This is a genomic window from Rhizobium sp. TAL182, from assembly GCF_002117725.1.
GTDB lineage: Bacteria > Pseudomonadota > Alphaproteobacteria > Rhizobiales > Rhizobiaceae > Rhizobium > Rhizobium esperanzae.
Window position 1 is genome coordinate 102,512 of sequence record NZ_CP021024.1, and the last position, 23,325, is coordinate 125,836.

Annotated in this window: 26 protein-coding genes and 1 tRNA gene; 10 read left to right on the top strand and 17 right to left on the bottom strand. The window is 58.4% G+C overall.

The features are described from left to right. Nucleotides 1–67: 67 nt before the first annotated feature. Nucleotides 68–277 (top strand): SlyX family protein, encoded by a 210-nt coding sequence (locus tag Tal182_RS00475; RefSeq protein ID WP_085857726.1) that lies wholly within the window; start codon nucleotides 68–70, stop codon nucleotides 275–277. A 46-nt stretch (nucleotides 278–323) separates the two neighbouring features. Here the strand turns inward: Tal182_RS00475 and Tal182_RS00480 are convergent, their stop codons facing one another. Both Tal182_RS00480 and Tal182_RS00485 read right to left on the bottom strand, forming a co-directional pair. Further along, complete coding sequence (locus Tal182_RS00480; protein WP_085857727.1) at nucleotides 324–1,805, bottom strand: NAD-dependent succinate-semialdehyde dehydrogenase; 1,482 nt, start codon at nucleotides 1,803–1,805, stop codon at nucleotides 324–326. Between the two features lie 63 nt (nucleotides 1,806–1,868). After that, complete coding sequence (locus Tal182_RS00485; protein WP_085857728.1) at nucleotides 1,869–3,149, bottom strand: 4-aminobutyrate--2-oxoglutarate transaminase; 1,281 nt, start codon at nucleotides 3,147–3,149, stop codon at nucleotides 1,869–1,871. A 158-nt stretch (nucleotides 3,150–3,307) separates the two neighbouring features. On the opposite strand from Tal182_RS00485, the gene Tal182_RS00490 reads away from it, so the two are divergent. From Tal182_RS00490 to Tal182_RS00500, 3 genes are all read left to right on the top strand, one after another. Further along, the gene (locus Tal182_RS00490) at nucleotides 3,308–4,117 is read left to right on the top strand and encodes a MerR family transcriptional regulator (protein WP_064800201.1); all 810 of its coding nucleotides are present in this window, start codon (nucleotides 3,308–3,310) and stop codon (nucleotides 4,115–4,117) included. A gap of 84 nt (nucleotides 4,118–4,201) precedes the next feature. Beyond that, on the top strand, nucleotides 4,202–4,828 hold the full coding sequence (locus Tal182_RS00495; protein ID WP_064800202.1) for a ribonuclease D: 627 nt from the start codon (nucleotides 4,202–4,204) through the stop codon (nucleotides 4,826–4,828). Nucleotides 4,829–5,053: 225 nt separating this feature from the next. Next, complete coding sequence (locus tag Tal182_RS00500; RefSeq protein ID WP_085857729.1) at nucleotides 5,054–6,571, top strand: hypothetical protein; 1,518 nt, start codon at nucleotides 5,054–5,056, stop codon at nucleotides 6,569–6,571. 76 nt (nucleotides 6,572–6,647) lie between these two features. Here the strand turns inward: Tal182_RS00500 and rpsA are convergent, their stop codons facing one another. Then, nucleotides 6,648–8,351 (bottom strand): 30S ribosomal protein S1, encoded by a 1,704-nt coding sequence (gene rpsA / locus Tal182_RS00505; RefSeq protein WP_064800204.1) that lies wholly within the window; start codon nucleotides 8,349–8,351, stop codon nucleotides 6,648–6,650. Nucleotides 8,352–8,526: 175 nt separating this feature from the next. Continuing rightward, a complete protein-coding gene (gene cmk, locus Tal182_RS00510; protein ID WP_064805815.1) occupies nucleotides 8,527–9,174 on the bottom strand; it encodes a (d)CMP kinase in 648 nt (215 codons plus the stop codon). Nucleotides 9,175–9,552: 378 nt separating this feature from the next. On the opposite strand from cmk, the gene Tal182_RS00520 reads away from it, so the two are divergent. The 4 genes from Tal182_RS00520 (at nucleotide 9,553) to Tal182_RS00535 (ending at nucleotide 12,112) form a co-directional block, all read left to right on the top strand. Further along, nucleotides 9,553–9,936 carry a TIGR02300 family protein gene (locus Tal182_RS00520; RefSeq protein WP_038686030.1) on the top strand — a complete coding sequence of 128 codons (384 nt, stop codon included), beginning with the start codon at nucleotides 9,553–9,555 and terminating at the stop codon, nucleotides 9,934–9,936. A gap of 151 nt (nucleotides 9,937–10,087) precedes the next feature. Next, nucleotides 10,088–10,163: transfer RNA gene (locus Tal182_RS00525), tRNA-Ala, on the top strand. A gap of 270 nt (nucleotides 10,164–10,433) precedes the next feature. Then, the gene (locus Tal182_RS00530) at nucleotides 10,434–10,982 is read left to right on the top strand and encodes a DUF4365 domain-containing protein (protein ID WP_085857730.1); all 549 of its coding nucleotides are present in this window, start codon (nucleotides 10,434–10,436) and stop codon (nucleotides 10,980–10,982) included. Then, the gene (locus tag Tal182_RS00535) at nucleotides 10,979–12,112 is read left to right on the top strand and encodes a hypothetical protein (protein WP_085857731.1); all 1,134 of its coding nucleotides are present in this window, start codon (nucleotides 10,979–10,981) and stop codon (nucleotides 12,110–12,112) included. Before Tal182_RS00530 ends, Tal182_RS00535 begins: the two co-directional genes overlap by 4 nt. Before the next feature lie 72 nt (nucleotides 12,113–12,184). On the opposite strand, the gene Tal182_RS00540 is transcribed toward Tal182_RS00535, so the two are convergent. Continuing rightward, complete coding sequence (locus Tal182_RS00540) at nucleotides 12,185–12,814, bottom strand: recombinase family protein (RefSeq protein WP_085857732.1); 630 nt, start codon at nucleotides 12,812–12,814, stop codon at nucleotides 12,185–12,187. Nucleotides 12,815–13,003: 189 nt separating this feature from the next. Between Tal182_RS00540 and Tal182_RS00545 the strand changes: the two genes are divergently transcribed. Beyond that, entirely contained in the window at nucleotides 13,004–14,125 is a 1,122-nt protein-coding gene (locus Tal182_RS00545) for a DUF3883 domain-containing protein (RefSeq protein ID WP_164517750.1), read from the top strand. 51 nt (nucleotides 14,126–14,176) lie between these two features. Here the strand turns inward: Tal182_RS00545 and Tal182_RS00550 are convergent, their stop codons facing one another. From Tal182_RS00550 to Tal182_RS00565, 4 genes are all read right to left on the bottom strand, one after another. Then, nucleotides 14,177–14,551: a MarR family winged helix-turn-helix transcriptional regulator gene (locus Tal182_RS00550; RefSeq protein WP_085857734.1), complete on the bottom strand. Its 375-nt coding sequence runs from the start codon at nucleotides 14,549–14,551 to the stop codon at nucleotides 14,177–14,179. A 584-nt stretch (nucleotides 14,552–15,135) separates the two neighbouring features. Continuing rightward, nucleotides 15,136–15,441: a hypothetical protein gene (locus tag Tal182_RS00555; RefSeq protein ID WP_085857735.1), complete on the bottom strand. Its 306-nt coding sequence runs from the start codon at nucleotides 15,439–15,441 to the stop codon at nucleotides 15,136–15,138. Nucleotides 15,442–15,478: 37 nt separating this feature from the next. Then, nucleotides 15,479–16,015, bottom strand: a complete 537-nt coding sequence (locus tag Tal182_RS00560) for a hypothetical protein (protein ID WP_125461449.1) — start codon at nucleotides 16,013–16,015, stop codon at nucleotides 15,479–15,481. Continuing rightward, nucleotides 16,008–16,472 (bottom strand): hypothetical protein, encoded by a 465-nt coding sequence (locus Tal182_RS00565; RefSeq protein ID WP_125461450.1) that lies wholly within the window; start codon nucleotides 16,470–16,472, stop codon nucleotides 16,008–16,010. The genes Tal182_RS00560 and Tal182_RS00565 overlap by 8 nt, the downstream gene beginning before the upstream one ends. A gap of 1,142 nt (nucleotides 16,473–17,614) precedes the next feature. Between Tal182_RS00565 and Tal182_RS00575 the strand changes: the two genes are divergently transcribed. Further along, nucleotides 17,615–18,154, top strand: a complete 540-nt coding sequence (locus tag Tal182_RS00575) for a DUF4145 domain-containing protein (RefSeq protein ID WP_164517751.1) — start codon at nucleotides 17,615–17,617, stop codon at nucleotides 18,152–18,154. Between the two features lie 69 nt (nucleotides 18,155–18,223). On the opposite strand, the gene Tal182_RS00580 is transcribed toward Tal182_RS00575, so the two are convergent. The 8 genes from Tal182_RS00580 to Tal182_RS00620 all read right to left on the bottom strand — a co-directional run bounded on the left by Tal182_RS00580 (nucleotide 18,224) and on the right by Tal182_RS00620 (nucleotide 22,902). Further along, nucleotides 18,224–18,415, bottom strand: coding sequence for a hypothetical protein (locus Tal182_RS00580; RefSeq protein ID WP_085857740.1), 192 nt, complete (start codon nucleotides 18,413–18,415; stop codon nucleotides 18,224–18,226). A gap of 871 nt (nucleotides 18,416–19,286) precedes the next feature. Continuing rightward, a complete protein-coding gene (locus Tal182_RS00590) occupies nucleotides 19,287–19,577 on the bottom strand; it encodes a CopG family transcriptional regulator (protein WP_085857742.1) in 291 nt (96 codons plus the stop codon). Between the two features lie 165 nt (nucleotides 19,578–19,742). Beyond that, the gene (locus Tal182_RS00595) at nucleotides 19,743–20,120 is read right to left on the bottom strand and encodes a thermonuclease family protein (protein ID WP_125461451.1); all 378 of its coding nucleotides are present in this window, start codon (nucleotides 20,118–20,120) and stop codon (nucleotides 19,743–19,745) included. Between the two features lie 572 nt (nucleotides 20,121–20,692). Then, a complete protein-coding gene (locus tag Tal182_RS32600) occupies nucleotides 20,693–20,896 on the bottom strand; it encodes a hypothetical protein (protein ID WP_085857743.1) in 204 nt (67 codons plus the stop codon). Then, entirely contained in the window at nucleotides 20,893–21,651 is a 759-nt protein-coding gene (locus Tal182_RS00605) for an SOS response-associated peptidase family protein (protein WP_085857744.1), read from the bottom strand. The genes Tal182_RS32600 and Tal182_RS00605 overlap by 4 nt, the downstream gene beginning before the upstream one ends. 321 nt (nucleotides 21,652–21,972) lie before the next feature. After that, complete coding sequence (locus Tal182_RS00610) at nucleotides 21,973–22,293, bottom strand: hypothetical protein (RefSeq protein ID WP_085857745.1); 321 nt, start codon at nucleotides 22,291–22,293, stop codon at nucleotides 21,973–21,975. A gap of 1 nt (nucleotide 22,294) precedes the next feature. Continuing rightward, nucleotides 22,295–22,492 carry a hypothetical protein gene (locus tag Tal182_RS32605; RefSeq protein ID WP_085857746.1) on the bottom strand — a complete coding sequence of 66 codons (198 nt, stop codon included), beginning with the start codon at nucleotides 22,490–22,492 and terminating at the stop codon, nucleotides 22,295–22,297. An 8-nt stretch (nucleotides 22,493–22,500) separates the two neighbouring features. Then, nucleotides 22,501–22,902, bottom strand: a complete 402-nt coding sequence (locus Tal182_RS00620; protein WP_085857747.1) for a hypothetical protein — start codon at nucleotides 22,900–22,902, stop codon at nucleotides 22,501–22,503. Nucleotides 22,903–23,325 lie beyond the last annotated feature (423 nt).

Below are 23,325 nucleotides of genomic sequence, written 5' to 3' on the forward strand. Positions count from 1 at the left end.
GGGGTCGAAACATTGACGCGGCGGTCTATTTCCGCTTTGGAAACACCATCTGTTCAAAGGAGGATCGATGTCCGACGAGACCAACCGCATCACCCGGATGGAGGAAATGCTGGCGCATCAGGCAAAGACGATCGAGGAGCTTTCCGATCAGCTCGCCGAACAATGGAAGATCGTGGAGCAGATGCGCACCAAGCTTGATCGGTTGACAGAACGCTTCCTGTCGCTGGAGGAGCAGTCGCTGGAAGCCCCGGCCATCACCCGTCCGCCGCATTATTAAAAGCACGCGGCGCAATGCCGCGTGCTTGTCCTGTTAGGGCGACGGATCAGACGCCGCCGATGCAGAGATATTTCATTTCCAGGTAATCGTCGGCGCCATGGCGCGAACCCTCGCGGCCGAGGCCGGATTGCTTGATGCCGCCGAAAGGCGCCGTCTCGGACGACATAAGGCCGGTATTGATGCCGATCATGCCATATTCCAGCGCTTCCGCCACCCGCCAGACCTTCTTGAGATCGCCGGCATAGAAATAGGCGGCAAGGCCGAATTCGGTGTCGTTGGCCTCAGCGATGACGTCCTCGGCCGTCTCGAAGCGGAAGAGCGGCGCCACCGGCCCAAAGGTTTCCTCGCGCGCCACCGTCATGCCGCGCGTCACGCCGGTTAGCACCGTCGGCGCAAAGAAGGTGCCGGCGCCGTCGATGCGTTTGCCGCCGGTGAGAACCTTGGCGCCCTTGGCCAGCGCGTCGCCGACATGGTCCTCCACCTTGGCAAGACCCTGCTCGTCGATCAGCGGCCCGATCTCGACACCGGGCTTGAACCCATCGCCGACCGACATCTCGGCGACTTTGGCGGCAAGCTTCGCGGCGAAAGCGTCATAGACACTCGATTGGATGTAGAGGCGGTTGGCGCAAACGCAGGTCTGGCCCGCATTGCGGTATTTGGAGGCGATCGCGCCCTCGACGGCGGCGTCGAGATCGGCATCATCGAAGACGATGAACGGCGCGTTGCCGCCGAGCTCCAGGCTCACCTTCTTGATCTGGTCGGCGCACTGTCGCATCAGGATACGGCCGACCTCGGTCGAGCCGGTGAAGCTGATCTTGCGCACTTTTTCATTGCTGCAGAGCTCGCGGCCGATCGCCGGGCCATCGAGCCCGACGATGAGATTGAAGACGCCGGCGGGAATGCCGGCCTGTTCGGCGAGCACGGCAAGGGCAATCGCCGTCAGCGGCGTCTGCTCGGCCGGCTTCGACACAACAGCGCAGCCGACGGCAAGCGCCGGCGCGATCTTTCGGGCAATCATCGCCGCCGGGAAATTCCACGGCGTGATTGTGCCGACGACGCCGACCGGCTGCTTGATGACGATCATGCGCTTGTCCTGGGACGGCGCCGGGATCGTCTCGCCGTAAATGCGCTTGGCCTCTTCCGCATACCATTCGATATAGGCCGCGGCATAAAGGATCTCACCGCGCGCTTCCGGGAAGGGCTTGCCCATTTCGGCGGTCAGGATCGCCGCGAGCGCATCGGCATTGGCGACGATCAGGTCGAACCATTTGCGCAGGATCTGGCTGCGTTCCTTGGCCGGGCGGGCAGCCCAGGCCGGCTGGGCGGCATAGGCCGCATCGATCGCCGCCCGCGTTTCGGCTGCGCCCATATCGGGCAGCGACGCGAGCAGCTCGCCGGTAGCCGGGTTCAGCACGTCGAAGATCTTTGCGGCATCGCCCGATGTCCAGACACCGTTGATATAGCCGGCATCGCGCAGAAGGGGCGAGGAAAAGGCAACATGCCTGGTCAGAGCGGTGGTGAAAGCCATGTCATATCTCCTTGGGAGCGGCTGCCGATCGCCGGCGCCATTGAAATCCGGGTTCGATCGGCGCTAGCTGGCGGCACTCGCCTCCAGCATCGAGGTTTCGAGAATGTCGAGCGCCTCGCCGAAGACCTCGTCCTGGATGGTGATCGGCGCGAGGAAGCGGATGACGTTTCCATGGACGCCGCAGGTGAGCAGGATCAGCCCCTTGTCGAGCGCTGTCAGCCGCACCTTGTTGGCGAAATCAGCACTCGGCAATCCCGTCGTCCGGTCATTGAATTCGACGGCGTTCATGAAGCCCGGCCCGCGGATATCGGTGATCTCCGGTACGCTCTCGCGCAGCGATTCCAGCCGCTGCTTGAGCCGCCCGCCGAGCAGGTTGGCGCGGTTGCAGAGATCCTCCTCCTTGATGACGTCGAGGACGGCATGGGCAGCGGCGATACCGAGCGGATTGCCGCCATAGGTGCCGCCGAGCCCGCCCGGCCCCGGCGCGTCCATGATTTCGGCGCGGCCGGTGACGGCAGCGAGCGGAAAGCCACCGGCAAGGCTCTTCGCCATCGTCGTCACATCGGCCGCCACTTCGTGGTGGTCCATCGCGAACATCCTGCCGGTGCGGGCAAAACCGGTCTGCACCTCATCGGCGATCAGCAGGATGCCATGCTGGTCGCAAAGTTCGCGCAGGGCCTTCATGAAGGCTGCGGGCGCCGGATAGAAGCCGCCTTCGCCCTGCACCGGCTCGAGGATGATGGCCGCGACGCGCTGCGGATCGACATCGGCGGCGAAGAGTTTCTTCAGCGCCGCAAGCGACTGATCGACGGAGACGCCATGCAGTTCGACAGGGAAGGGAACATGGAAGACGTCGCCCGGCATCGCGCCGAAGCCGACCTTGTAGGGCACGACCTTGCCGGTCAGCGCCATGCCCATGAATGTGCGGCCGTGGAAGCCGCCGCCGAAGGCGATGACGGCCGAGCGGCCGGTGGCGGCGCGCGCGATCTTGACGGCGTTTTCGACCGCTTCGGCACCTGTCGTGACGAAGATGGTCTTCTTCTCGAAGTCGCCGGGCACCAGCGCATTCAGCCGTTCGGCGAGATGCACGTAGCTCTCGTAGGGCACCACCTGATGGCAGGTGTGGGTGAAGCGGTCGAGTTGATCCTTGACCGCAGCAATGACCCTGGGATGGCGGTGACCGGTGTTGAGCACGGCGATGCCGGCGGCGAAATCGATATAGCGGCGGCCCTCCTTGTCCCAGATTTCGGCATTCTCTGCGCGGTCCGCATAAATCTGGGTGGTCATGCCGACACCGCGTGAAATCGCGGCGTTCTTCCGGTCGGTAAGGCTTGTCGCGGTCATCGATCTGTTCCCGTGTTGAAGGTTTTGGAATTATCTTGCATAATTTCTGTAATGAGAAATTCCTACATTTTTTCTGCAAGAAAACAAGCGGCATTTTTTGCTTCAAACATCACGCGATTTGATGAATGCTCGCGCAACGAGAATCGGGGTATTGGCTGATGAGTGACAACGGGCCTGTGCGCTACAAGGTGGCGGAGGCCGCGCGGTTGGCGGGCGTCTCCGCCTCGACGCTGCGCCTCTGGGAAAGCCAGGGTCTGGTCGTTCCCGGCCGCTCCGGAACCGGCCATCGCCAATACAGCGCCGACGACGTGGCGCGGCTGAAGCGCGTCTCGTGGTACCGGGTCGAGCGCGGTCTCAATCCGGCGGCCATTCGCGAGGCGCTGGAGAGCGAGGAACCTTCCGCCGACGGTGCCGAAACCGGCCAGAGTTCCGGCCTCGGCCGGAAACTGCGGAGCCTCCGCCACGCCGCAGGCAAGACCCTCGATCAGGTGGCGAGCGATATCGGCATCACCGCTTCGACGCTCTCGACGCTGGAGCGCACCTCGCAAGGCGTCGGTTTCAAGACGCTGCACGACCTCGCCGAATATTACGCCACCACCGTCTCCCGCCTCTCCGGCGAGGAAAACGAGGAGGTGCCGGCAGTGATACGCGCCGGCGAGTGGCGCACCTGGCCGGAAACAACCCCCGGGGTTACGGTGCAGCTGCTTGCCGAAGGCCGCAGGATGATGGATTGCCATCGTTTCGTGCTGGCGCCGGGCGCTGCCAGCGAGGGCGCCTATCGCCACGAAGGCGAGGAATTCATGCATGTCCTGTCCGGCCGGCTGGAACTGGTGCTCGACAGCGATCAGTTCTTCGATCTCGGCCCGGGCGATTCACTGTATTTCGAAAGCCGCCGCTACCATTCCTGGCGTAACCGCCACGATGGCGAAACCGTGCTTTTATGGATCAACACGCCGCCGACATTCTGAACCGGCCGCAGCAGGAAGCAGTTTCGCAATGTGTGCCTTTGCGCTATAGCGCGAGTGGAGAATATCCGAACGAAAGACAGTCTCATGGCCGCCACCATCCGTTATCACGAAGGCGATATTTCCGCGGCCGACGCGGCCCGCTACACCGGCGCGATCGCGATCGATACCGAGACGCTGGGCCTGGTGCCGCGGCGGGATCGTCTCTGCGTCGTCCAGCTTTCTCCCGGTGACGGCACCGCCGACATCATCCGCATCGCCGCCGGCCAGAAAGAGGCACCCAATCTCGTCGCTCTTCTCGAAGATCCCACGCACCAGAAAATCTTTCATTACGGCCGCTTCGATATCGCCGTGCTCTTCCATACCTTCGGCGTCACGACCAACCCGGTGTTCTGCACCAAGATCGCCTCGCGCCTCTGCCGCACCTACACCGATCGCCACGGCCTCAAGGACAATCTCAAGGAGATGCTCGACGTCGATGTCTCCAAGGCGCAGCAATCTTCCGATTGGGCGGCCGAGACGCTGTCGCCGGCCCAGCTCGAATATGCCGCTTCCGACGTGCTTTATCTGCACGCGCTTCGCGACAAGCTGACGGCCCGCCTGATCCGCGACGGCCGATTCGACCATGCCACGGCCTGCTTTGCATTCCTGCCGACCCGCGCCAAGCTCGATCTTCTCGGCTGGGAAGAGGCCGACATCTTCGCTCACAGTTGAGCGAATTGCCGTCAGTCTTCACTGTCTGCAGCCGCGGATGGACTGATCCGCGGGCGTTAGCGATTCGTTAATCTCTGTTTCTTAATATTCGATTTAATTTTTATGCATTCGATGGCGCCGCTTGCGTCATGCGGACGGGAGGATCTGCTCGGAATGCAAGGGACCGGATGAGCGCGGTCCTTTCATAGAGCCTGCTTTCATCGTCACTTTACGAAAGGGCATGCCATGCTGACCCCCGTTCGTGCAGCGTCCAATGCAAGCTTTTCGTCTCAAGGCCAGACTGCAGCGATCGTTGCCGGCGGTCTTGACCGTTCGGTGATTGCCCCCGCGCCCGTCAACGCGGTCGAAGCCGCCGACCTGAATTCGGCCATTGCCGGCAAACTCAATATCCTGCTCCTTGCGGCGCGCGAGCGCATGGTCGAAGCCCTTTTCGATGTCGTCGATGCGGCTGGCCGCTCGATCTCGCTCGATCGCGGCGAGGACGAGAGCAACTCCGCCTTCGCCTCTCGGCTCGCCGATGCCATCCGCGGGCTGCCGGCCGCCAAGATCGATGAGGTCGAACGCCAGCTGAGTACGCAGGCGCACAGTCTGCCGCTTCGGACGATCGCCGAAGCCTTGAAGAATCCGACGGGGCCTGAGGCGGCGCGTATCGTCGCCTATCTGGAAATCGTGCGCTACAAGGACCGCGATCTCGCCGCGCGCGCCGTCGTCCGATCCTATGGTCAGAACGATGCTTCGCCGATGCGAGCCGAAGCGCGGCCCGAGATCCAGCTGCATGAAGACAGTCTGCCCGCCGCGATCCGCCAGCCGGTGGAAAAGCGAACTGAACCAGCCGGCAAATTGATCGAGACCGCCCTGCTTGCGACAACAGAGGAAGCGGTGACCGCCGCAGCCGTGGAGGCCGCTGATCCCGAAATTTCGCCGCCTGAAAACCGAATTCGCTCCGCTTCGGTGACAAAAGCAGAGCTTGCCCCGAAGGTCGAAGCTCGGCAATCGGCGCCGGCGAAGCCTGATGACGATACGGCCGAAGTGACGGAGCCGCCGGTCATTCAGCCTCGCGCAACGTCGGAAAAAGCCGATCCGGTTATTCCCCGGAACTGGACGGGAATCGTCGCCTCGATGACCGAAGAGGTCTCCGAGATGATCGTCACCATCATTCGCGAGCAGGACCTTGAAAACGTGCTGGAGGATGGTGCTGTCGACGCGGCGGTGGCGATCGACGCCATTCTCGACGAGGTCGTCATCAGCGAAGCGAAGGAGACGTTGACGAGACAGCCGGCAGACCTCGCCGCCGATGCTCGACAATCCGCAGCGCCCCACCCGTCGCAGATGGAAACCGGGGCCACGGCTGCGGCCGCCCGACAGCCGAAAGAAATCGCCGCACAGCCGCAACCGGTGCCGCTTCCCGAGATGGCCGAGGCCTCCTATGTGCCGCTCGCGGCCAAGCTGCCCGAGGGCTTTGCCTATGCCCAGCTGCCTTATCAATTCGCCAAGGATACACCGTCGAACGAGAAGGCGGGTGAAACGAGCCACCAGCATCACCATCAACAGGACGGTGCGCCGCAGGACGAGCAGCAGGCGCAATCCGGCGGCGAGGATGCCGAGCCGGATGCCGAAGGGGCGGAAGCGGCACCCGAGCTGAGGACGCCGAGGATGATCGACACCGAGCCCTCGGCGTATCGGCCCGACACGGCGGCCGATCCGGTCTACGCGCTCTATCAGCGCATGGTCGGCTGGGAATAGCGGTTTTCATTACCTGAAAATAAAAACCCGCCGGATCGCTCCGGCGGGCTCTTCAATTCGAAAGCGGATGCGAGGCTTATTCGCCGCCGCGGTTCTTCAGGGCTGCGCCCAGGATGTCGCCGAGCGAAGCGCCCGAGTCGGACGAACCGAACTGAGCAACGGCTTCCTTCTCTTCCGCAATCTCCAGAGCCTTGATGGACAGCATGATCTTGCGGTCCTTCTTGGAGAAGTTGGTGACGCGGGCGTCGACGACCTGGCCGACCGAGAAGCGCTCAGGACGCTGCTCGTCGCGGTCGCGGGCGAGATCGGCGCGACGGATGAAGGAAGTGATGTCCTCGTGGTTGACGAGCTTCACTTCGATACCGCCATCGTTGATGGCGATGACTTCGCAGGAAACAACGGCGTTCTTGCGCAGGTCGCCGGAGGCAGCGGCTTCGCCGACAGCATCCTTGCCGAGCTGCTTGATGCCGAGCGAGATGCGTTCCTTCTCGACATCGACGTCGAGAACGACGGCCTTGACCACGTCACCCTTGTTGTACTCCTCGATGACCTGTTCGCCCGGACGGTTCCAGTCGAGGTCGGAGAGGTGCACCATGCCGTCGACATCGCCGTCGAGACCGATGAACAGGCCGAATTCGGTCTTGTTCTTGACTTCGCCTTCGACTTCAGTGCCGGCCGGATGGCTGCGGGCGAATGCTGCCCACGGGTTTTCCAGCGTCTGCTTGAGGCCGAGCGAAATACGGCGCTTGGACGGATCGACTTCGAGAACGACGACTTCGACTTCCTGGCTCGTGGACAGGATCTTGCCGGGGTGAACGTTCTTCTTGGTCCAGGACATTTCCGAGATGTGGATCAGGCCTTCGATGCCCGGCTCCAGCTCGACGAATGCACCGTAGTCGGTAATGTTGGTGACGGTGCCGGAAATCTTCTTGCCTTCCGGATACTTGGCCTGGATGCCATCCCACGGATCGGACTCGAGCTGCTTCATGCCGAGCGAGATGCGGTGGGTTTCCTGGTTGATGCGGATGATCTGAACCTTGACCTGCTGGCCGATGTTCAGGATTTCCGACGGATGGTTCACACGGCGCCATGCCATGTCGGTGACGTGCAGCAGGCCGTCGATGCCGCCGAGGTCGACGAACGCACCGTAATCGGTGATGTTCTTGACGACGCCGTCAACAACCTGGCCTTCTTCGAGGTTCTGAACAATTTCAGAACGCTGCTCGGCACGGGATTCTTCCAGAACCGTCCGGCGCGATACGACGATGTTGCCGCGGCGCTTGTCCATCTTGAGGATTTCGAAGGGCTGCGGGTTGTGCATGAGCGGGGTAACGTCGCGGATCGGGCGGATATCGACCTGCGAACGCGGCAGGAAGGCGATCGCACCGTCGAGGTCGACCGTGAAGCCGCCCTTGACCTGGTTGAAGATCACGCCTTCGACGCGCTCGCCGGCTTCGAACTTGGCTTCGAGCTTGATCCAGCTTTCTTCGCGGCGAGCCTTCTCGCGCGACAGAACGGCTTCGCCAAGCGCGTTTTCGATGCGCTCGACATAGACTTCGACTTCGTCGCCGACCTTCAGCGAACCGTCCTTGGCGCGTGCGCCGAATTCCTTGAGCGCGATGCGGCCTTCGACCTTGAGGCCGACGTCGACAACGGCGACATCCTTTTCGATGCCCGTGACGATACCCTTGGTGACATAGCCTTCAGCCAGATCGTTCTTGGCAAAGGACTCTTCGAGAAGGGCCGCGAAATCCTCGCGAGAGGGAGTTGCTACTGACATAAAATCTCCTGCGTGGCCTTCGATAGCTTCAAGGCCCACGTATGCGCCGGTTGGTTCGTGTTGAATGGGCCTGAACCCAGTCCGCCTTCTTTCACGAAGGCAATCCGGCGCTTGGACGGAATTTCAGGCTGCATTAAAGCGATCCATGCGTCTGAGCATGCAAAATCGCTTGAATTTAGGCATTTCGGTTCAAGGCCGCATCGATGATCGATTGAGCAGCTTGAAACGCGGCCTCTATACTCATTTCCGACGTATCAAGCAAGTGTGCATCATCGGCTGGTTTCAAAGGGCTGTCGGCCCGTCCCATGTCGCGTTCGTCGCGCCGCTTGACGTCCTCGAAAATCGCATCGAAATCCGCCGTCGCCCCCTTGCCGAGGATCTCGTCGTAACGGCGTCTGGCCCGCACCTCCGGCGACGCCGTCACATAGAGCTTGACCGGCGCATCCGGGCATACAACCGTGCCGATATCGCGTCCGTCGAGCACCGTCCCCGGCGTCTTTGCCGCAAACCGACGCTGCGCCTCGACCAGGGCCCGGCGCACCGCCGGCATGACGGCGATTTTCGAGGCGGCTTCGCCGATTTCGTGTCGGGAAAGTATATCGCGATCCAGTCCGGCAAGTTCAACCTCCCGCGCTATCTTTTCCGCCACCGCCTCGTCATCGAGCGGCAGGCCGGCGTCGAGCAGCGCCTTGGCCGTGGCGCGGTAGGTGAGCCCCGTGTCGAGATGGTGAAAGCCGTATCGTTCAGCGATAAGACGCGAGAGCGTCCCCTTGCCGGCCGCCGCCGGGCCGTCGATGGCGATGGTGAAAGCCTTGGTTGCCATGGGGATCAATCCTGCGATGATGGGTGAAGGAGCCCGTGTTGCCGAAATGCGCCGGAAGATCTCGAAGTTGACGCCGGACTGCGGCGCAGCGCCGTGCATATTGCGTAATCCCCTGTAACTGCAGAGTATTTCTTCCGAAGCTTCGGTTTGGCCGGCTGCTGCCTTCGCCCGCTTTTTCTCCCTCCGCGGCTCGTTACCACAAACGCCGTCAGCGGTCACCCGCCAGCCGGCGAAAACGGCCGCACGGAGATGATAAAGTTTGGCTTTGACATGGGAAGCCACAGCGATTAAGGGGACCGGCTTATAAATTCCGATGGAACGCCGGCTTGCACGGCATTTTGCCGAATCGCGGATTCGGCCATTCTCACGAGGCTTATAGTGGCGAAAGCGGAACTTGGAACCAAGCGCACCGATCCGGAAACCGGCAAGAAGTTTTATGATCTGAACCGGGATCCGATCGTTTCCCCTTATACCGGCAAGTCCTATCCCCTGTCCTTCTTCGAGGAAACCTCGGCGATCGCTGATGTTGCCGAGGAAGACGAGGTTGCGGAAGTCGATACGGAAAACACCGAAGTCGAACTGGTTTCGCTCGAGGATGCCGATGACGCCGCCGGCGGCGACGACATCCCCGATATGGGCGACGACGACGTCGAAATCGAAGGCGACGACGATGACGACACCTTCCTCACGCCCGACGAAGACGACGACGATGACGACATGAGCGACATCATCGGCGTAACCGGCGACGAAGACGAAGTCTGACGGCTGCATTCCGGCCCGGCGAGGAAAAAATTCTCCGGGCCGAATTTTTTAGGCTTGCTATCTCCGAAAACCGGAAGTAATAAGCCGCCACTCCGCAGGGCACGCGCCTTCGGAGCATCCCAGGACCGGCCCTGAGCCGGACCATCTTGATGGGGCTATAGCTCAGCTGGGAGAGCGCTTGCATGGCATGCAAGAGGTCAGCGGTTCGATCCCGCTTAGCTCCACCAATCTCCTGTTGAATGCAGTTTCATGTGGGGAATCAACGCTTTAGAGCGGACGTCGATTCTCATTCTGACCAATCATTCTGACCAAGCGATCTATTGCCGCCAGACTAGTCAAGAATGACCTCTTCCAGCTGTAGTGTCGATGCGCGTGTTCCTGCTTTGCATGGACGGCGCAACTCGCCTTAACCGTGTCGGCAGATGGTCTGGCCAACCTCTTGCGTCGATTGAAGTAGTGAATAGAGTTCTACCTATTGCTTCAATGTCACGTGTCAGATGATCACCACCTCGCATTTAAAAGAAAGTCTAAGTATCGGCTATGTGACAGCAACTGCCGCTGCTGCACGCATCAATCTGTCAATCAAGCGCGAGCACGATTATGGGGTTGATGGGACATTCCTCGCGATGGCTCAGCGCGTTCAGGGAGTCGACGACGAGGGCAACGTAGAGTACCGGTATGTCGAAAGCGGTACGAGGTTGGATTTTCAGCTGAAATGCACGACCAACTGGGAATTCAGGGGGTCAAACGTGGCTTGGAAAATTAGCACGCAAACATACAACGACTTGGTTTTGCGTCCTGCCCATGCCCCGCTAATCCTTGTGCTGATGTGTTTGCCGAAGGAAGAGGTCGAGTGGTTGTCGACGACAGAGCAGCAGCTGATCCTGCAGCACTGTTGCTACTATGCCAAGATCACCGGACAGCCTGTGGCAAATGAGAATTCCAAAAAGCTTATTGAAATTCCGAGGGCCAATGTCCTTACGCCGGAAGCTGTATCTGGTTTGTTGACCGAGATGGACGCGAAGCTGGCGGAGATGTTCGCATGACAGATACCGCTCTACAGTCTGACCTGATAGCGTTTCTGCAGGAAAACGGATGGAAGCGTCAGCTCAGTAAGGATGGGCGGGTCGTTCGTTTTCAGATGGCAGACCCAAGCCTCAGCAAGCCAGTCAGCATATATTTCACGCCGAACTCCAGCGAGCCGGGCATTGAGCGGGCTCAGCTCGACGAGGCGCTGGCAACCATCAGGCAATTCTACGGTATATCGTTCGGTGACCTGCGGCACAGATTTGAGACGCTGATACGCGGAGGCTCCAGAGTTGGCCTGCATCCCCGTGATCTCGTCACAAGTCGAGTACCGGATCGATACGTGCAAGACGATACAATTGAAATGTCGGTGGCATCGTCGATGGTAGCCTACATGAAAGAGTTGGTATCCGGTGCGGCAATTGCCGAAGTTGTTTCTACTACGGATGCAACAAGCGCGGTCCTTCGATCAGCGAAGGGATATGTCGAGGAGTGCCGGTTCGGTCATACGTTTAGGGGCAGCTTCGGTTTCCAGGTTGAATGCCCACTCTATGAAGCGGTACAGTTCGACCTCTTTGGAGTTGAGAAGCCGCTGGGGAGAAAGATATCGGAGCGTATCGCCTTGGCTATGGCAGCGGTCACAGATGCTTTCGTCCAGGAAGACCTTAGTCCGCTCATCCACTCACCTGTTTCCGCTCGAATGTGCTCGGATTTGGCCGACTTCTTGGAAGAGTCTGGCGTGGCGTCCTTCAACCTAGGTGTCTTCTTTGATGGTGGGCTCGCCTTTCAACCACCCGCGCGAACGGAATTTGATGTAACAGCCGCATCAGTTCCTATGCTCCGGGAAGCGGCAGCCCAACTCGAGCCAGTTCCGGCTGATGCTCCCGTGAACGTGGTCGGGCGGATTGTAGAGTTGAAGGCTGCGGGCATTCCGCTTGCGGAAGATGATGACCACAAACGATCGATTGTGATCCAATGGGACGCCCCAGAAGGCCGCCGAAGAATACGGCTCGACTTAGACCCGCACCAATATGCGGAGGCGATCAGGGCCCATGAGGCGGGACTTCATGTGCAAGTGAGAGGAACTCTCACGTATAAGGGCAAGCGTGCTGAGCTAGTGGACGCAACGCCCCTAAACGTTCTGGACTGACTTCTATCGCAAAAATGCATTATCGGGGGGACGCGTATGATGAACTCGCCGTTCAAAGTGGCCCCCTCGCACTCACCCACCCCACAAATACAAGGCCTTCTCCGCCGCTGCCGGGTCTTCCTTGATCCGGTAGACCGTCTGGCGTGACAGGCCCGTCGTCTTCGCGATCTCTGAGACCGACGCGCCGGCCATGTTCACGACCTGAGAGAACTGGTCGCGGGTGTAGCTCGGCTTGCGGCCCTTGTAGCTGCCATCGTGCTTGGCCTTTAGCTGGTCGATAGCGGCTCGCTGAGCTTCCTTGGTGGCCTCGGCCTGTGCCTGTGCTGTCGCGGCCATAAAGGCGATCAGCGAGTCCCTGACGGCCATTTGAACGGGGTCCGTGGTGGAGCCGTCGAAGGTCATGTTGTTGATTACCGTGCGGATGATCACGCCCCGACGGATGAACTCACGGATCGTGTCTGTCACGTCAGCGTAGTTCCTGCCCAGGCGATCCACCCAGCGCACTACGAGCGTGTCGCCGGCCCGCAGCATATCGAAGAGACGCCTGCCCTCTGGACGGTCCCTCATCAGGACGGACACCCCAGATACGCCGTGGTCAGCAATGACGTGGTCGAAGGTGAAGCCTGCCTTCTCGGCTTGGGTCTTCTGATGGCCGAGCGTCTGCTCGGAGGTCGATACGCGGGCGTAGAGGAAGATAGCCATTCGTCGCTCCATGTGTCCGATAGGGTGGCGACCGAATGGATATGTGTACGAAAGACGAATGTCAACCCTATCGGACGCAATGACGAGCAGTTCCCTTCTGTCCGTTGCGGTATACCTTTGCGGACGGCGTCGAGTTGACATGTCGTCATGATAGGGCAAAGTCTTGATGCTCAATCGAGGGATTTGAAGATGCCGCCTTGGCGAGATGATGTTGCCGCCGCCTTACGGGATATCGGAGGAAGTGGGTCGCTCTCGGAGATCTATAAAGCAGTACGTGCTCGCAGGGGCGAAGGACTACCCAGAAGTTGGCAAGCTATCGTTAGACGCGAGCTTGAATACAATTCAAGCGACAGCGAAAGCTACAAGGAGCGATATGATCTGTTCAGAAGTGTCAACGGCATTGGGTCAGGGGTCTGGGCGTTGCGCGAGGCTTCTCACGAAAGCGCGATTGCTTCGAGTGGCGCAGACTGGTCTTCGGACGAAATTACAGCGTTAGTAGATTCCTACTTTGATATGCTGAACATGGAGGTAAGCGGCGCTCGCTACAGTAAGAGCCGCCATCGCCATGAGCTGATGAAAATAGTTAAACGGTCGCCTGGAGCGATAGAACGTAAACACCAAAATGTCAGCTCAGTCTTGCATCGTCTCGGGTATCCATGGATCGAGGGTTATAAGCCGCTTGCGAACCTCCAAGGCGGCCTCGCTCAGGAGGTTCTACGACGAGTCGAAGCGAATGCCGACCGGCTTAATGGTTTTGTGCCGTCCTTGGAGGTGACGAATCAAACGTTTCAGAATGTGTTCGTTGATCGCCCTGCTGAAGGCCCACGAAAGCTGCCACTTGAGGGCCTTGAAGTGACGGCCATCAAAATCGACTTTGCAGAGCGCGATAACAGAAATCGGGATCTCGGGAGAGCTGGTGAGGCGTTCGTTGTTGCTGTAGAGCGCGCGCGTTTGATGGACCTTGGACTTGCCGACTTGGCGAAAAAAGTTCGGTGGGTGTCACATGAGACAGGAGATGGCTTGGGTTATGACGTCACATCCTACGACGAAAACGGTGACGAGATTTACATCGAGGTCAAAACTACCCGTGGCGACAAGTACACGCCCTTTTACTTGAGCGAGGCGGAACGCCAGTCAGCCCTTCGCTTGGCTAATAGCTATCGATTGTATCGCGTATTTCAATTTAGCAAGCGGCCATTAATTTACGTGCTTGCCGGTTCACTTGATGGCGCAGTCGCGATGCACCCCATCGCATATCGAGTAACCTGCATCGCTCAGACGCTTGTCGGACCTGCCCGACAGTTGGCGTAGGAATGGCCAGTCGGAGCGCCCTGGTGACACATCTGCTGCTCCTGAAGAGACTCAGCTATCGCCAAGTTCGTGTGCCTGCCCGAGCGCCGCAACTCGCTTGGCCAGTGCGACCCCCGCAGGCGTCAACCGAAGCCCTACCTGACGTGAGTCGAAAGGGTCACGCAGTTGGGCAATCAAACCGAGCCCTGGCTTCCCGTGCCTATTTACATCCGCCAGAGCCATGACGTTTCGCGAGACACCTGATTGACTGGTTCCCATTAATTTCAGCAATTCCCTTTGTGAAATGCCGGGTTTCATCGCGATGATGAGGAAGACCGATATCGTCTGTATCGGAACGTCCGGGAAGAGTTCGCGTAGCTTTTCGACGAACCGGAAGACTTTGATGAGAATGGGCCGAGGATCGTCCGCGACGGTAGCTGTATTCATCTGTGGTTTCCTGATGTGGGTTTGGTATCCGGAGCTTCAACAGGTCGGTTGAAACTCCGCCGCGACAGGCACAACAGCCAAGTCATCAGTCGGTTCGAATCGTACCGGGACAGCGAATCAGCTGCAATAACTCTTTGGAATCAGAGGATAATTTTTGAATGGCGGCAGCGATCGGCCTGTGGAATTGTGTGGACAGAGGGGCAGCGGGGGGAACTGCCGGTTCCTCACATCTGATTTGACCTCAGAAATTTTTGTTGCAGATATTTTGCCCCCTCGGCCCGCCCTTGGATAACCCGATGACCATGAATGATGGCTGTCGTGAGGGTAAGGTAGGCCAAGGAGGAAATGAGCATGCCCCCAAGTTCTATCTTGGACACGCGATATTGTCAGTCTCGAAGCTCTCTGCGGGGCAGGCCTGAACCTGCCCAATCTGAGGAACTGCATCGCGTCAATCATACGGGCGAAGGGAGGAACACGCCTCAGGTTCTCGGAGTCCTCGTGGGAGTAGTCATCCCCGAAGACTGCGACCGTGCCACCAGCAATACCGGAGACGCCCGATTTCAGGAGATCGCCGCTGGGGTTCCTTAGCGCTCGTTCTGCTTCGTGGCAGCTTCGGCCCTAAGGCGCCGTGCATCGTGTTCGGCGATCAGCGTGACCGGGCCAAAAGTCTTGCCCCGGTCGTGAACTTTAGAGTCAACGAACGGGACGCCCAGGGCTGCGAGCGTCGATCGGAAATCGCCATCTTCCTCCGGCTGAAGGCCTGCGTATTCGGCTATGTCCTTGGCAAGGAAATGGGAAGCGCCGTCGATCTCCACGAAGCGGAGACGCATTGGCGGAATCGATTCATCGTGCGAGACGATAAACATGGCATTGATGCGGGGATGTTCCATAAGAATTACTCGTTGCTGTGGTGAGCTGCGGTGGAGTTCAGCGGCGTGTGAGAGCGTCTCGCTGTAGTTTCTTGTCGTATTGGTCGAGGCCTTCGCCAACGATCCTAAGGCCTGCATCGAAGAAGGAGGGTTTGGCTGCCCGCTGGACCGAGTTGATGCGGTCTTCGGCGTTCGAGCGGATGCCCCTCATTTCGTTGTTGAGCTGGCTGAGGGTCCAGTCGGTGTTCTGGTCGATGCGGTCGTTCGCCTGGGAGGCACGACCATCAAATTCGGCCAGGAGGGCGTCGACGGATAAACCGGACACACCGCTTTCGCCAGCCGCTACGGTCGCCGTTGCTTTGGCCTCGCGGGCGTCTCGGAGATTGTCAGCCTTCTCCGCGCCGGCCTTCTCCTGCTCCTGCAGCATGCGCTGCTGGGTCTGGAACATCTGATCACGGGCGTTCTGGTTGGCCCGGGCGGCGTTCTCCGCATAGAGCCGGTTCTGCTCGTTCGCGGCCTGGGACTGCGCCTGAAAGCTGACGACTTGTTGAGCTGCGCCGATGGCAAGCCCGATCATCGAAGCGGGGTCACACATTGCTTATCCTCGCAAATTCGTAGAAGGGCAGGTTTCCCGGCCCCAGTGCGTTGACAGTCCTCAGGAACTTGAAGCCTAGCCAGCGGAGCCACAGGAGATGGACCGTATTGCGCTGGTCGACGAAGTTGGTGAGGACCGGAAAATCTTGGTGAAGGGTCTCCAGCCACCGCTTTGAGTGGCGAAGAAACCGTGTCTTGTTCTGTTTGATCTCGTCGCTACCGAGGAGCCAGACATATCCCACGTCGATCTCGGAGGACGGGCAGACGCCAAACATGGCAACCGGCTTGTCGTCCTCGTTGATGATCGTGATGCAGTCCTTCGAGAGCCTGAGGCCGTCCTGAAGGGACTTTTCAGCGCCGGCAGAGCCAGCAGCCTGCAGTTCCCTCAGGTCAGCGTCACGAAGTCTCGGGGCTAGATAGGTCACGTCCTCAGGAAGCGAGCGACGTGTTTCCAACATCACAGCCTCTTTGAACGTGTGTGACCTGGGCAGTCATCGACGACAGGACAGACCAAGCCTTGGATACGCTATGCAACGCCAGCCAGAGCAGCTTATCGAGGCCGTCTATGGAGACCATGTAGACTGTCGACGCTTCTCGTGTGGTATTGGGCACCCGTGCCGTCATCTTCTGATCGTTGGGCACAGACCTGATATGCTTTGACCCACCATAGCGGGGATTGAGAACACCGAGCGCTCGGCAGACGTCAACGGCGGCAAACCAAGGCTGACCATCGATTATTGCAAAGCGTATGGGAGTGGATTGGTAGGAAAGTATATGGACGTTGTTCAACGGCAGGGGTGTGCCCTGGCCGCGGAAAGCGGACGGTTCGTTGTGCATTTAGGTTCTCATAGGTTTGTGGTGACGGTGAGTGATCAGCCTGGCATGGGGAAGTCCAGCCCTCTCGTCGGCATTACAATGCGACAAGAGGACCGACGGCCACCACAGCCACGAGAACCTATGGCTCAGCCGATATTTGAGCCGAGTCTGCGCACTCTCAGGTGTCGAGGGTCCACGGGCGGGACTGTGCGGGCGATCGCGGAGAAGCTGAGGTGTCCCCTATAAGTTTACCTGAAGGTCTCCTTCGGGTGGGGTTTTGGTGGATAAGGGTTCTATCCACTTCCATCCATCATAAAGATCATTCGGAGAGAGACCGTTTTCCATCAGTCCCCTCTCCTCAGCCTTTATTTTTGGTCTTCCCCTTCCGGGGTTCTCCTTAAGTGGGGGGTAATTGAATAGGCGGTCTTCCCCCGCCGCTCTCCTTAAGTGAGGGGTAATTGATTTGCCCTCAGGCGGTCTTGGATACCCCTCTCTACGGGCGGCTGCCCCAGCCCACTAGATAGACCCGCGCGACTCCGCTATCGCTTTCATGGCAACTGCGGAGAGATGTATGAAAAGAGATCTTTGGAATGACAGGTTTTCCAGTCTTCCGAGGTGGACGTGCCCGACTTGCGAAACAGGGCTTCTCATTGCGGTGGAGGGCTCCCCACATAGCGAAGAAACTGAGGAATCGAAAAGAGAGCGGAACCATCTGGAATGGGAACCGCAGTGGGTTCGAGAGAAATTCCTAGCGTTTCTCAAATGCGATGAGTGTGGAGAGGTCGTGACCGTAGCCGGCACTAAGCGGTTGTGGACGTACGAGGATCGCGAAAGTCGCGAAGAATGTTTGGGAGAATCCCTTATCGTTCGGCACATCTACCCCGCACCCCACATCATCGAGGTTTCGGGAGAACTTCCTTCTGAATGTGTTGAACACCTGGAATTAGCGTTCGAACTTTACTGGGTAGACAAAGCTGCAGCCGCCAACCGTCTGCGCATTCTTGTCGAGCGCCTCATGGATCACTTCGACGTTCCGGCTGAAAGGAATGGCAAGAACAACAAAACCCACACCTTAAATCTTTCGGAACGAATTGATGAGTTCGAAAAGATGACGCCCGGCCACAAAGATGCATTGGATGCTCTGCGCTTCGTCGGCAATTACGGTAGCCACGCTGGGCAGAGCGACCAGAAAGCGTTACTGGACGCGTTTGAGATTCTGGAAGGTGCGCTCTCTGAGTTGGTCGACAACAAGAAAGCGAAGCTTGCCGCCAAGGCAAAGGCCCTCATACAAAGCAAGGGTAATCCTAAGGCTTGGGCAAAGTGACCGCATTGCGGGAACCAGTAGTGCCGCCCCGCAGAACCTCTACGGGGCTGCCGGTGAGGCTTCGGCTTGTCAGGCGGTGGCCGCGTCTGTGTCGCTGGCCTGCGCCTCGCGGCGATAGACGTGGAAAGCCAAGTAGCATCGACCAATCCAGAATTGGTGATCATTGCCCTCGCTAAGGCGGTCAAAGAAGCGTTTGAGGATGCGCCTCTCCTCGATCTCGAAATATGCCTCGAACCACGGTGTCCGTTTGAAGATTTGCATTCTCATGATGTTGATCTATGCCCCAGTTGAAGTTTTGTCCCGGCCGGAACGACACCGTTAGACTCCCGCTTCACAATCCCGTCAAGAGTGAAAAGTTGATTATTTCCAATGGTTTAATTCACTGGTGAATTGATTGACACAGGAGGGAGCTACTATCAATGAGTTAACGAGGGCGCCGGTGAATTGATTGGCGAGAAGATTTTTTGCGTCGGCTTCCTCACCTCAACAGCCGCCGTAGTTTTTGTTGCCACTTGCCGTGATCGTATAGGTCCCGCCTTTTGGGCCAACAAAGCACTGATCGGAGCTTCGGATCGTTGCCATTTTGCGCGAAGGGGTCAGTAGCTTTGTTTTGTGGCGGGCTGCACTGGCGCGCAGCGTTTGTCCGAATTCACAGGCATAACCATCGCCATCCCGGTCCAGCCCGTGGGGATCTACAAAGGGGCCACCCGCCGACAAAAAGAATCGCTGTGCTTCAGCCGATGAAGAGAAGTCAGCACAGTCTCGATCCGATCCCGCGCCGGCCGATCTTTGATATGTTGGCACTCCGACCCCGGCGATTGTGCGACGGCCCAGGTATTCTGCTCCTGACGAGGTTTCTCCGCGCGCTGCTAGTTCAGCTTCAAGCAGCATCATCTCGCGTGTGTAAGTCGCGAGAGTTAGTCTGTTCCAAAGCAGGTCGCTGGGAACCTGCTCGTAGCTGACAGGGGTGGGGGGCATTGGCTGAGGGGTGGTGGCTACACAGGCAGAAAGAAGGCACACAGGTGCCAGTAGCAAAGCGCGCATTTTTTAAGTCCCACCCTCTCTACGAGAGTCTGGCATGGGTGCGCCCGAAGTCAAGGCTTCAAAGCCACATCTTAAACAGCAACCGTATTCATGCTGACCCTTCAACATCGTCGTCTTCGCCGAGGCTGTGGACAGGCAGATAAGTATTCTTTTCCATCCACTCGCGAACGATGAACCTGATCGTGTCACTGCGCGTCAGTCCGAATTCTCCTGACAGGTCACGAAGAGCATCGTCGATATCAGCGTCGAAGGCGATTGACCCGGAGTTGCGCAGTAGCAGCGCGGCCCGGCGAAGCATGACCTGCAGGTCCGCCCGAGTGACGTTGGCAATTCCATCGGCAGCGCTTTCCAAAAGCGTTGCCATGTCGGGCGTTGTCATTGCTTTATCTCCGCAGCCTCATTGGGCTCAGCACAGCGGAATTCATGATCAGCGATGACTTGCTGCTCAAAGGGACAACCGACCCACGCTCTTGGGTATCGAGGAGCGCAGCCGTCAAGAGCAGTAATCAGGAATGCGCAAAAGAACTGACTCATCTCATGCCTATCATGCTGCGCACCAATCGTTGCGCTGTTTCGGGCTCCAATGACGCGCGAACCCCTCCTTGAGCAACTTCTTACCGATCTCTTCGCCGTTCGCCCGATAGATGTTGATGAGCGGCCGGTGCGACTGCGTTTTGTCTACCGCGCCGCTCCATTCGATCCGCAAGCCCTTTTCAGCCAGAAGGTCTTTCAGCCTCCCCTTGGCGATCAGCGCCAGCTTCCGTTCCTTGATGCATTTCGCGTGCGATCCGATCTCCGGCGTGTCGATGCCCGAGATGAACGGGATACCTTCCCCAAGCAGCCGCATAAGCTGCCCATTACAACGCACCGTATCCCCATCGACTGCCGTTAACGAGGCGCAGAGGATCACTCCAGCAATCATTTTGTGTTGCTCGACCTCTTGATTTCGTCCCAGAGCGACAACGCTCGGTGAACCACCCGCGCGTCAGACGGTCTCTTGCTTGTCTGCGACGTTGCACACTTTTCTATATCCCGCTTGCATTTCATCAAGTATCTATCCATCGTCCCGTCTGCGTCTGTTTTTTTGGCGATCCGTAAGTTTTTTCTCTCGGCAGATAATCAAAATATGTGGCCATACAACACGTGTGAGATTAGAATTAATAAACTAGATATAGCTAGGACATCAATAACCATAATTTCTATTATATATTTTATTGTTTTTTACTTATTGTTGAGGCAGATAGGCTATTACAGAAGCCCCTATGACGAAATTTACGATGCTGCTCGATTCCAAGGCCCACTTCTTGGAATGCCGGTTATGTGTCCGCAAGTGTACTTGATGATGATATTGGCGACACGCATGCATTTTTTGAAAGCAAGTCGTGACGCAGTGAAGCCGCTAATGCGGATATGGGTAGCAATATTTCTGCTCGGTTCTGCATGGACTACGCTTTTCATCTATATGATTAACAACGGCTAATCCTGCGTCCCGATCTAATCGGCCTCAATCTTTCGTCTCAGCGCCTGTTCCTGCTCATAGCTTTTGTAAGGGAAATGCTCCCAACACCACCAGCGGACGGGGATCGCCTTGGATGGGCTGTGACCGAATCCACCCCACTTTTTGCAGTCGGCCTCCTCGCAATAATGCTCAAAGTGCACATTGGCACCGGGTGCGGTCGAGTGATTTGTGATGCTCATTGGGTCAACAACGCGGGTTGCGGGTCAGCTACGGTCAATGGCTCCGCTGCCGGCAGCAGGATGATCTTGTCATCTGCCAGCGGCCGCTGCAGCCGGCTTGCCTCTTCCCAGGGCGCAGTGAGCCACGTCTCGATTTCTTCTTGGCCGCAGAGGATGACAGGCATCGCCTTTTGATGGATCGGAGCTACGATTGCGTTGGGCTCTGTGGTGAGGAAGCCGAACAGGTCTGTCGTGATCAGCCCTTCCTTGATCTTCCGCACGCTCGTCCACTGCGGCACCCATAGGCCAGCGAAGAACATCAGAGGTTCGTCGGGCGCGCCAAACCAGGCATTCGGGGTCCTGCCGCCGTCCGGCTTGTTCGCCGGGTCGGGCTCGGCAAAGCGTGTGAACGGCACCACGCACCTGTTCTCGACGCCATGCCAGCGCTTCCAATGCTTACTGCTGACGTTGCGAACGTTGGTCGTCCCACCGTCCGGCTCCATCTTCAGCAACTCGTCGAAGTCGACCGGCTTCCCCTTCTTGCGCAGCCCGTCAGCACGTTTGGTCGCCGCGTCGAATAGAGCCTTCGAAGAGCTCGGCAGTCCCCATCGGACATTAGCCAACTCTCGGCCAGCGGGGGTGTTGCGGACGATTGGAGCCATTCTGTCGGGCCATATCTCTTGCAGCGGCTCCATATTGCCGGTGCTGTCGATCATCGCGCGCGTGATTGCGCGGATGGCCTCCTGGTTACTCATCATCCGGTATAGATTGCACACATCCCCCTCCTTTGGCGTCCACGCCCGTTTCGACTTACTTCGTCGATATCGATGAACTGACCATTCCAGCGGCCCCTAAATTGCCGCGCAGCTTCGCGGCTTGCGAAACAGAAAACAAGGTACCGGTCCCATTCGCCAGAAGCAGAATAGGACTTTGACGACGCGTCTATCGCCAGGGCAGAGTTTATGATTTCGCTTCGGCGGCGAAAGTCATGGGCATGTGTGCCAGACTCATAGTTGCCCCAAAAGATGATGACGTGATTAGGCAGGAGGGCGTTCAAGCGCCATCGGGCAAGGGGATTATCTCGTCTATCGGCCATCCTATAAGACACCATCTTTCCATATCGGCCTTTTGACTGTCGTGACATTGATTAAGCGCCGAACCGAGAGCTTGCCGTATTCCGACCCCCATATTTGTCGCACCGTCAGGCCCATGTAGTCTGAACGGTTGCAGCGTTCGCAGCGGAAGCGAGATGCCAGCCGGTCAAGGCTTACATTCGTCGTCAGTTTCAGCAGGTCGTGCGGAACGAAGCGGTAGGTCGTTCGGCAAAATTGGCAGGTGACTTCGAGCAATTGGCCAGCGTCGGCCGCATCGCGTAGGCTCCACCCGCGCAACTTCTTGGCATAGTTCATTTCAGGCATGTCAGTCTCGATCGTAGCTCGGCCGCCACCCACGCGTCATGCCCCGGCTCATAGCGCCTTCCGCCAGTACGAGCTGTTGGCGCAAATGCCGAATGTCCCCTAGCAGTGTGCCTATAGCAGCTTCCATATCGCCCCCGTGATAGGCGACAACCTCGGCTACATCGCCCGCAAGCGGCTTCGGGGAGCTTTGACGATTCATGGGTTTACTCAACGGATTATACCTGCGAGTCGCATGTTTTCGCAGAAGGTCGATATGGCCTCCTCGAAGTCGCCGCTGCATGGGAACTTGAAGGGTCTTGTGGCCTCGTCCACCAGGATAGGGTCTCCGGTTTCTGCATCCACGTCTGCAACGTGGGTGGTCAGATAAACGCCGCAAGCCTCTCTCGCTATATGATCGATTGCCATCTGGACAGCGCCTAGCGAGGCATCACTGGGGACATCAATGAGGCGGGTAGCGAAAAACTTTACGTCTCGGCTTCCGGCGACAGCCTTGGCCAAGCTCCCATGCACCTCAGCGGCGTCGATTTCCCTCTCAGGCGGCCACATCACCCCGCTAGGAATCCACTCATCATCGCCTTCCACGGCTTGGCTTATCGGCTGCTCACGCATATCCGTTCTCCACATCTTCAATTTTCAGATTGGCGGCCGCCTCGCCGATGTTCTTATTATGTTCTCATTGCGAGAGGAGTCAATAATCTATCTTGGCAGATTGCTTTTTTAAGCCTGCTGATGAAGTGGCCGCATGACGAAGCCACCTCGCAAGACTTCCAAGCCATTGCCCGGTGGAGCCGAAACGCTGCTCCGCCGCCGCGTGTTCGCGCACAGCCTCAAATCCCATGCCGCAGCGCGTGTAACCATCGGTCGCGCTGATAGAGCAAACGCCGCCGAACGGAAGCGACTGGCTCTGCCAATCAAGACGGATGTTATCGGTTGACGGTCCGAGGGTCTAATTGTCACGGCGAAATGCGCTTTGCCGCTCCAGCCGAGCGGGTGGCTGGCTCAAGGTCAAGACCTAGGGACGTCGTTTGGCTT

Coding starts and splice junctions, on each gene's coding strand:
- Tal182_RS00550 (WP_085857734.1), bottom strand. CDS start 14,551: ATGAATACAGCTACCGTCGCGGACGATCCTCGGCCCATTCTCATCAAA.
- Tal182_RS00485 (WP_085857728.1), bottom strand. CDS start 3,149: ATGACCGCGACAAGCCTTACCGACCGGAAGAACGCCGCGATTTCACGC.
- Tal182_RS00580 (WP_085857740.1), bottom strand. CDS start 18,415: ATGCAAATCTTCAAACGGACACCGTGGTTCGAGGCATATTTCGAGATC.
- Tal182_RS00475 (WP_085857726.1), top strand. CDS start 68: ATGTCCGACGAGACCAACCGCATCACCCGGATGGAGGAAATGCTGGCG.
- Tal182_RS00545 (WP_164517750.1), top strand. CDS start 13,004: ATGCCGCCTTGGCGAGATGATGTTGCCGCCGCCTTACGGGATATCGGA.
- Tal182_RS00555 (WP_085857735.1), bottom strand. CDS start 15,441: ATGGAACATCCCCGCATCAATGCCATGTTTATCGTCTCGCACGATGAA.
- Tal182_RS00540 (WP_085857732.1), bottom strand. CDS start 12,814: ATGGCTATCTTCCTCTACGCCCGCGTATCGACCTCCGAGCAGACGCTC.
- Tal182_RS00565 (WP_125461450.1), bottom strand. CDS start 16,472: ATGTTGGAAACACGTCGCTCGCTTCCTGAGGACGTGACCTATCTAGCC.
- Tal182_RS00480 (WP_085857727.1), bottom strand. CDS start 1,805: ATGGCTTTCACCACCGCTCTGACCAGGCATGTTGCCTTTTCCTCGCCC.
- Tal182_RS00495 (WP_064800202.1), top strand. CDS start 4,202: ATGGCCGCCACCATCCGTTATCACGAAGGCGATATTTCCGCGGCCGAC.
- Tal182_RS00560 (WP_125461449.1), bottom strand. CDS start 16,015: ATGTGTGACCCCGCTTCGATGATCGGGCTTGCCATCGGCGCAGCTCAA.
- Tal182_RS00590 (WP_085857742.1), bottom strand. CDS start 19,577: ATGACAACGCCCGACATGGCAACGCTTTTGGAAAGCGCTGCCGATGGA.
- rpsA (WP_064800204.1), bottom strand. CDS start 8,351: ATGTCAGTAGCAACTCCCTCTCGCGAGGATTTCGCGGCCCTTCTCGAA.
- Tal182_RS32605 (WP_085857746.1), bottom strand. CDS start 22,492: ATGAATCGTCAAAGCTCCCCGAAGCCGCTTGCGGGCGATGTAGCCGAG.
- Tal182_RS00610 (WP_085857745.1), bottom strand. CDS start 22,293: ATGCCTGAAATGAACTATGCCAAGAAGTTGCGCGGGTGGAGCCTACGC.
- Tal182_RS00595 (WP_125461451.1), bottom strand. CDS start 20,120: ATGATTGCTGGAGTGATCCTCTGCGCCTCGTTAACGGCAGTCGATGGG.
- Tal182_RS00490 (WP_064800201.1), top strand. CDS start 3,308: ATGAGTGACAACGGGCCTGTGCGCTACAAGGTGGCGGAGGCCGCGCGG.
- Tal182_RS00535 (WP_085857731.1), top strand. CDS start 10,979: ATGACAGATACCGCTCTACAGTCTGACCTGATAGCGTTTCTGCAGGAA.
- Tal182_RS00530 (WP_085857730.1), top strand. CDS start 10,434: ATGATCACCACCTCGCATTTAAAAGAAAGTCTAAGTATCGGCTATGTG.
- Tal182_RS00500 (WP_085857729.1), top strand. CDS start 5,054: ATGCTGACCCCCGTTCGTGCAGCGTCCAATGCAAGCTTTTCGTCTCAA.
- cmk (WP_064805815.1), bottom strand. CDS start 9,174: ATGGCAACCAAGGCTTTCACCATCGCCATCGACGGCCCGGCGGCGGCC.
- Tal182_RS32600 (WP_085857743.1), bottom strand. CDS start 20,896: ATGAGCATCACAAATCACTCGACCGCACCCGGTGCCAATGTGCACTTT.
- Tal182_RS00620 (WP_085857747.1), bottom strand. CDS start 22,902: ATGCGTGAGCAGCCGATAAGCCAAGCCGTGGAAGGCGATGATGAGTGG.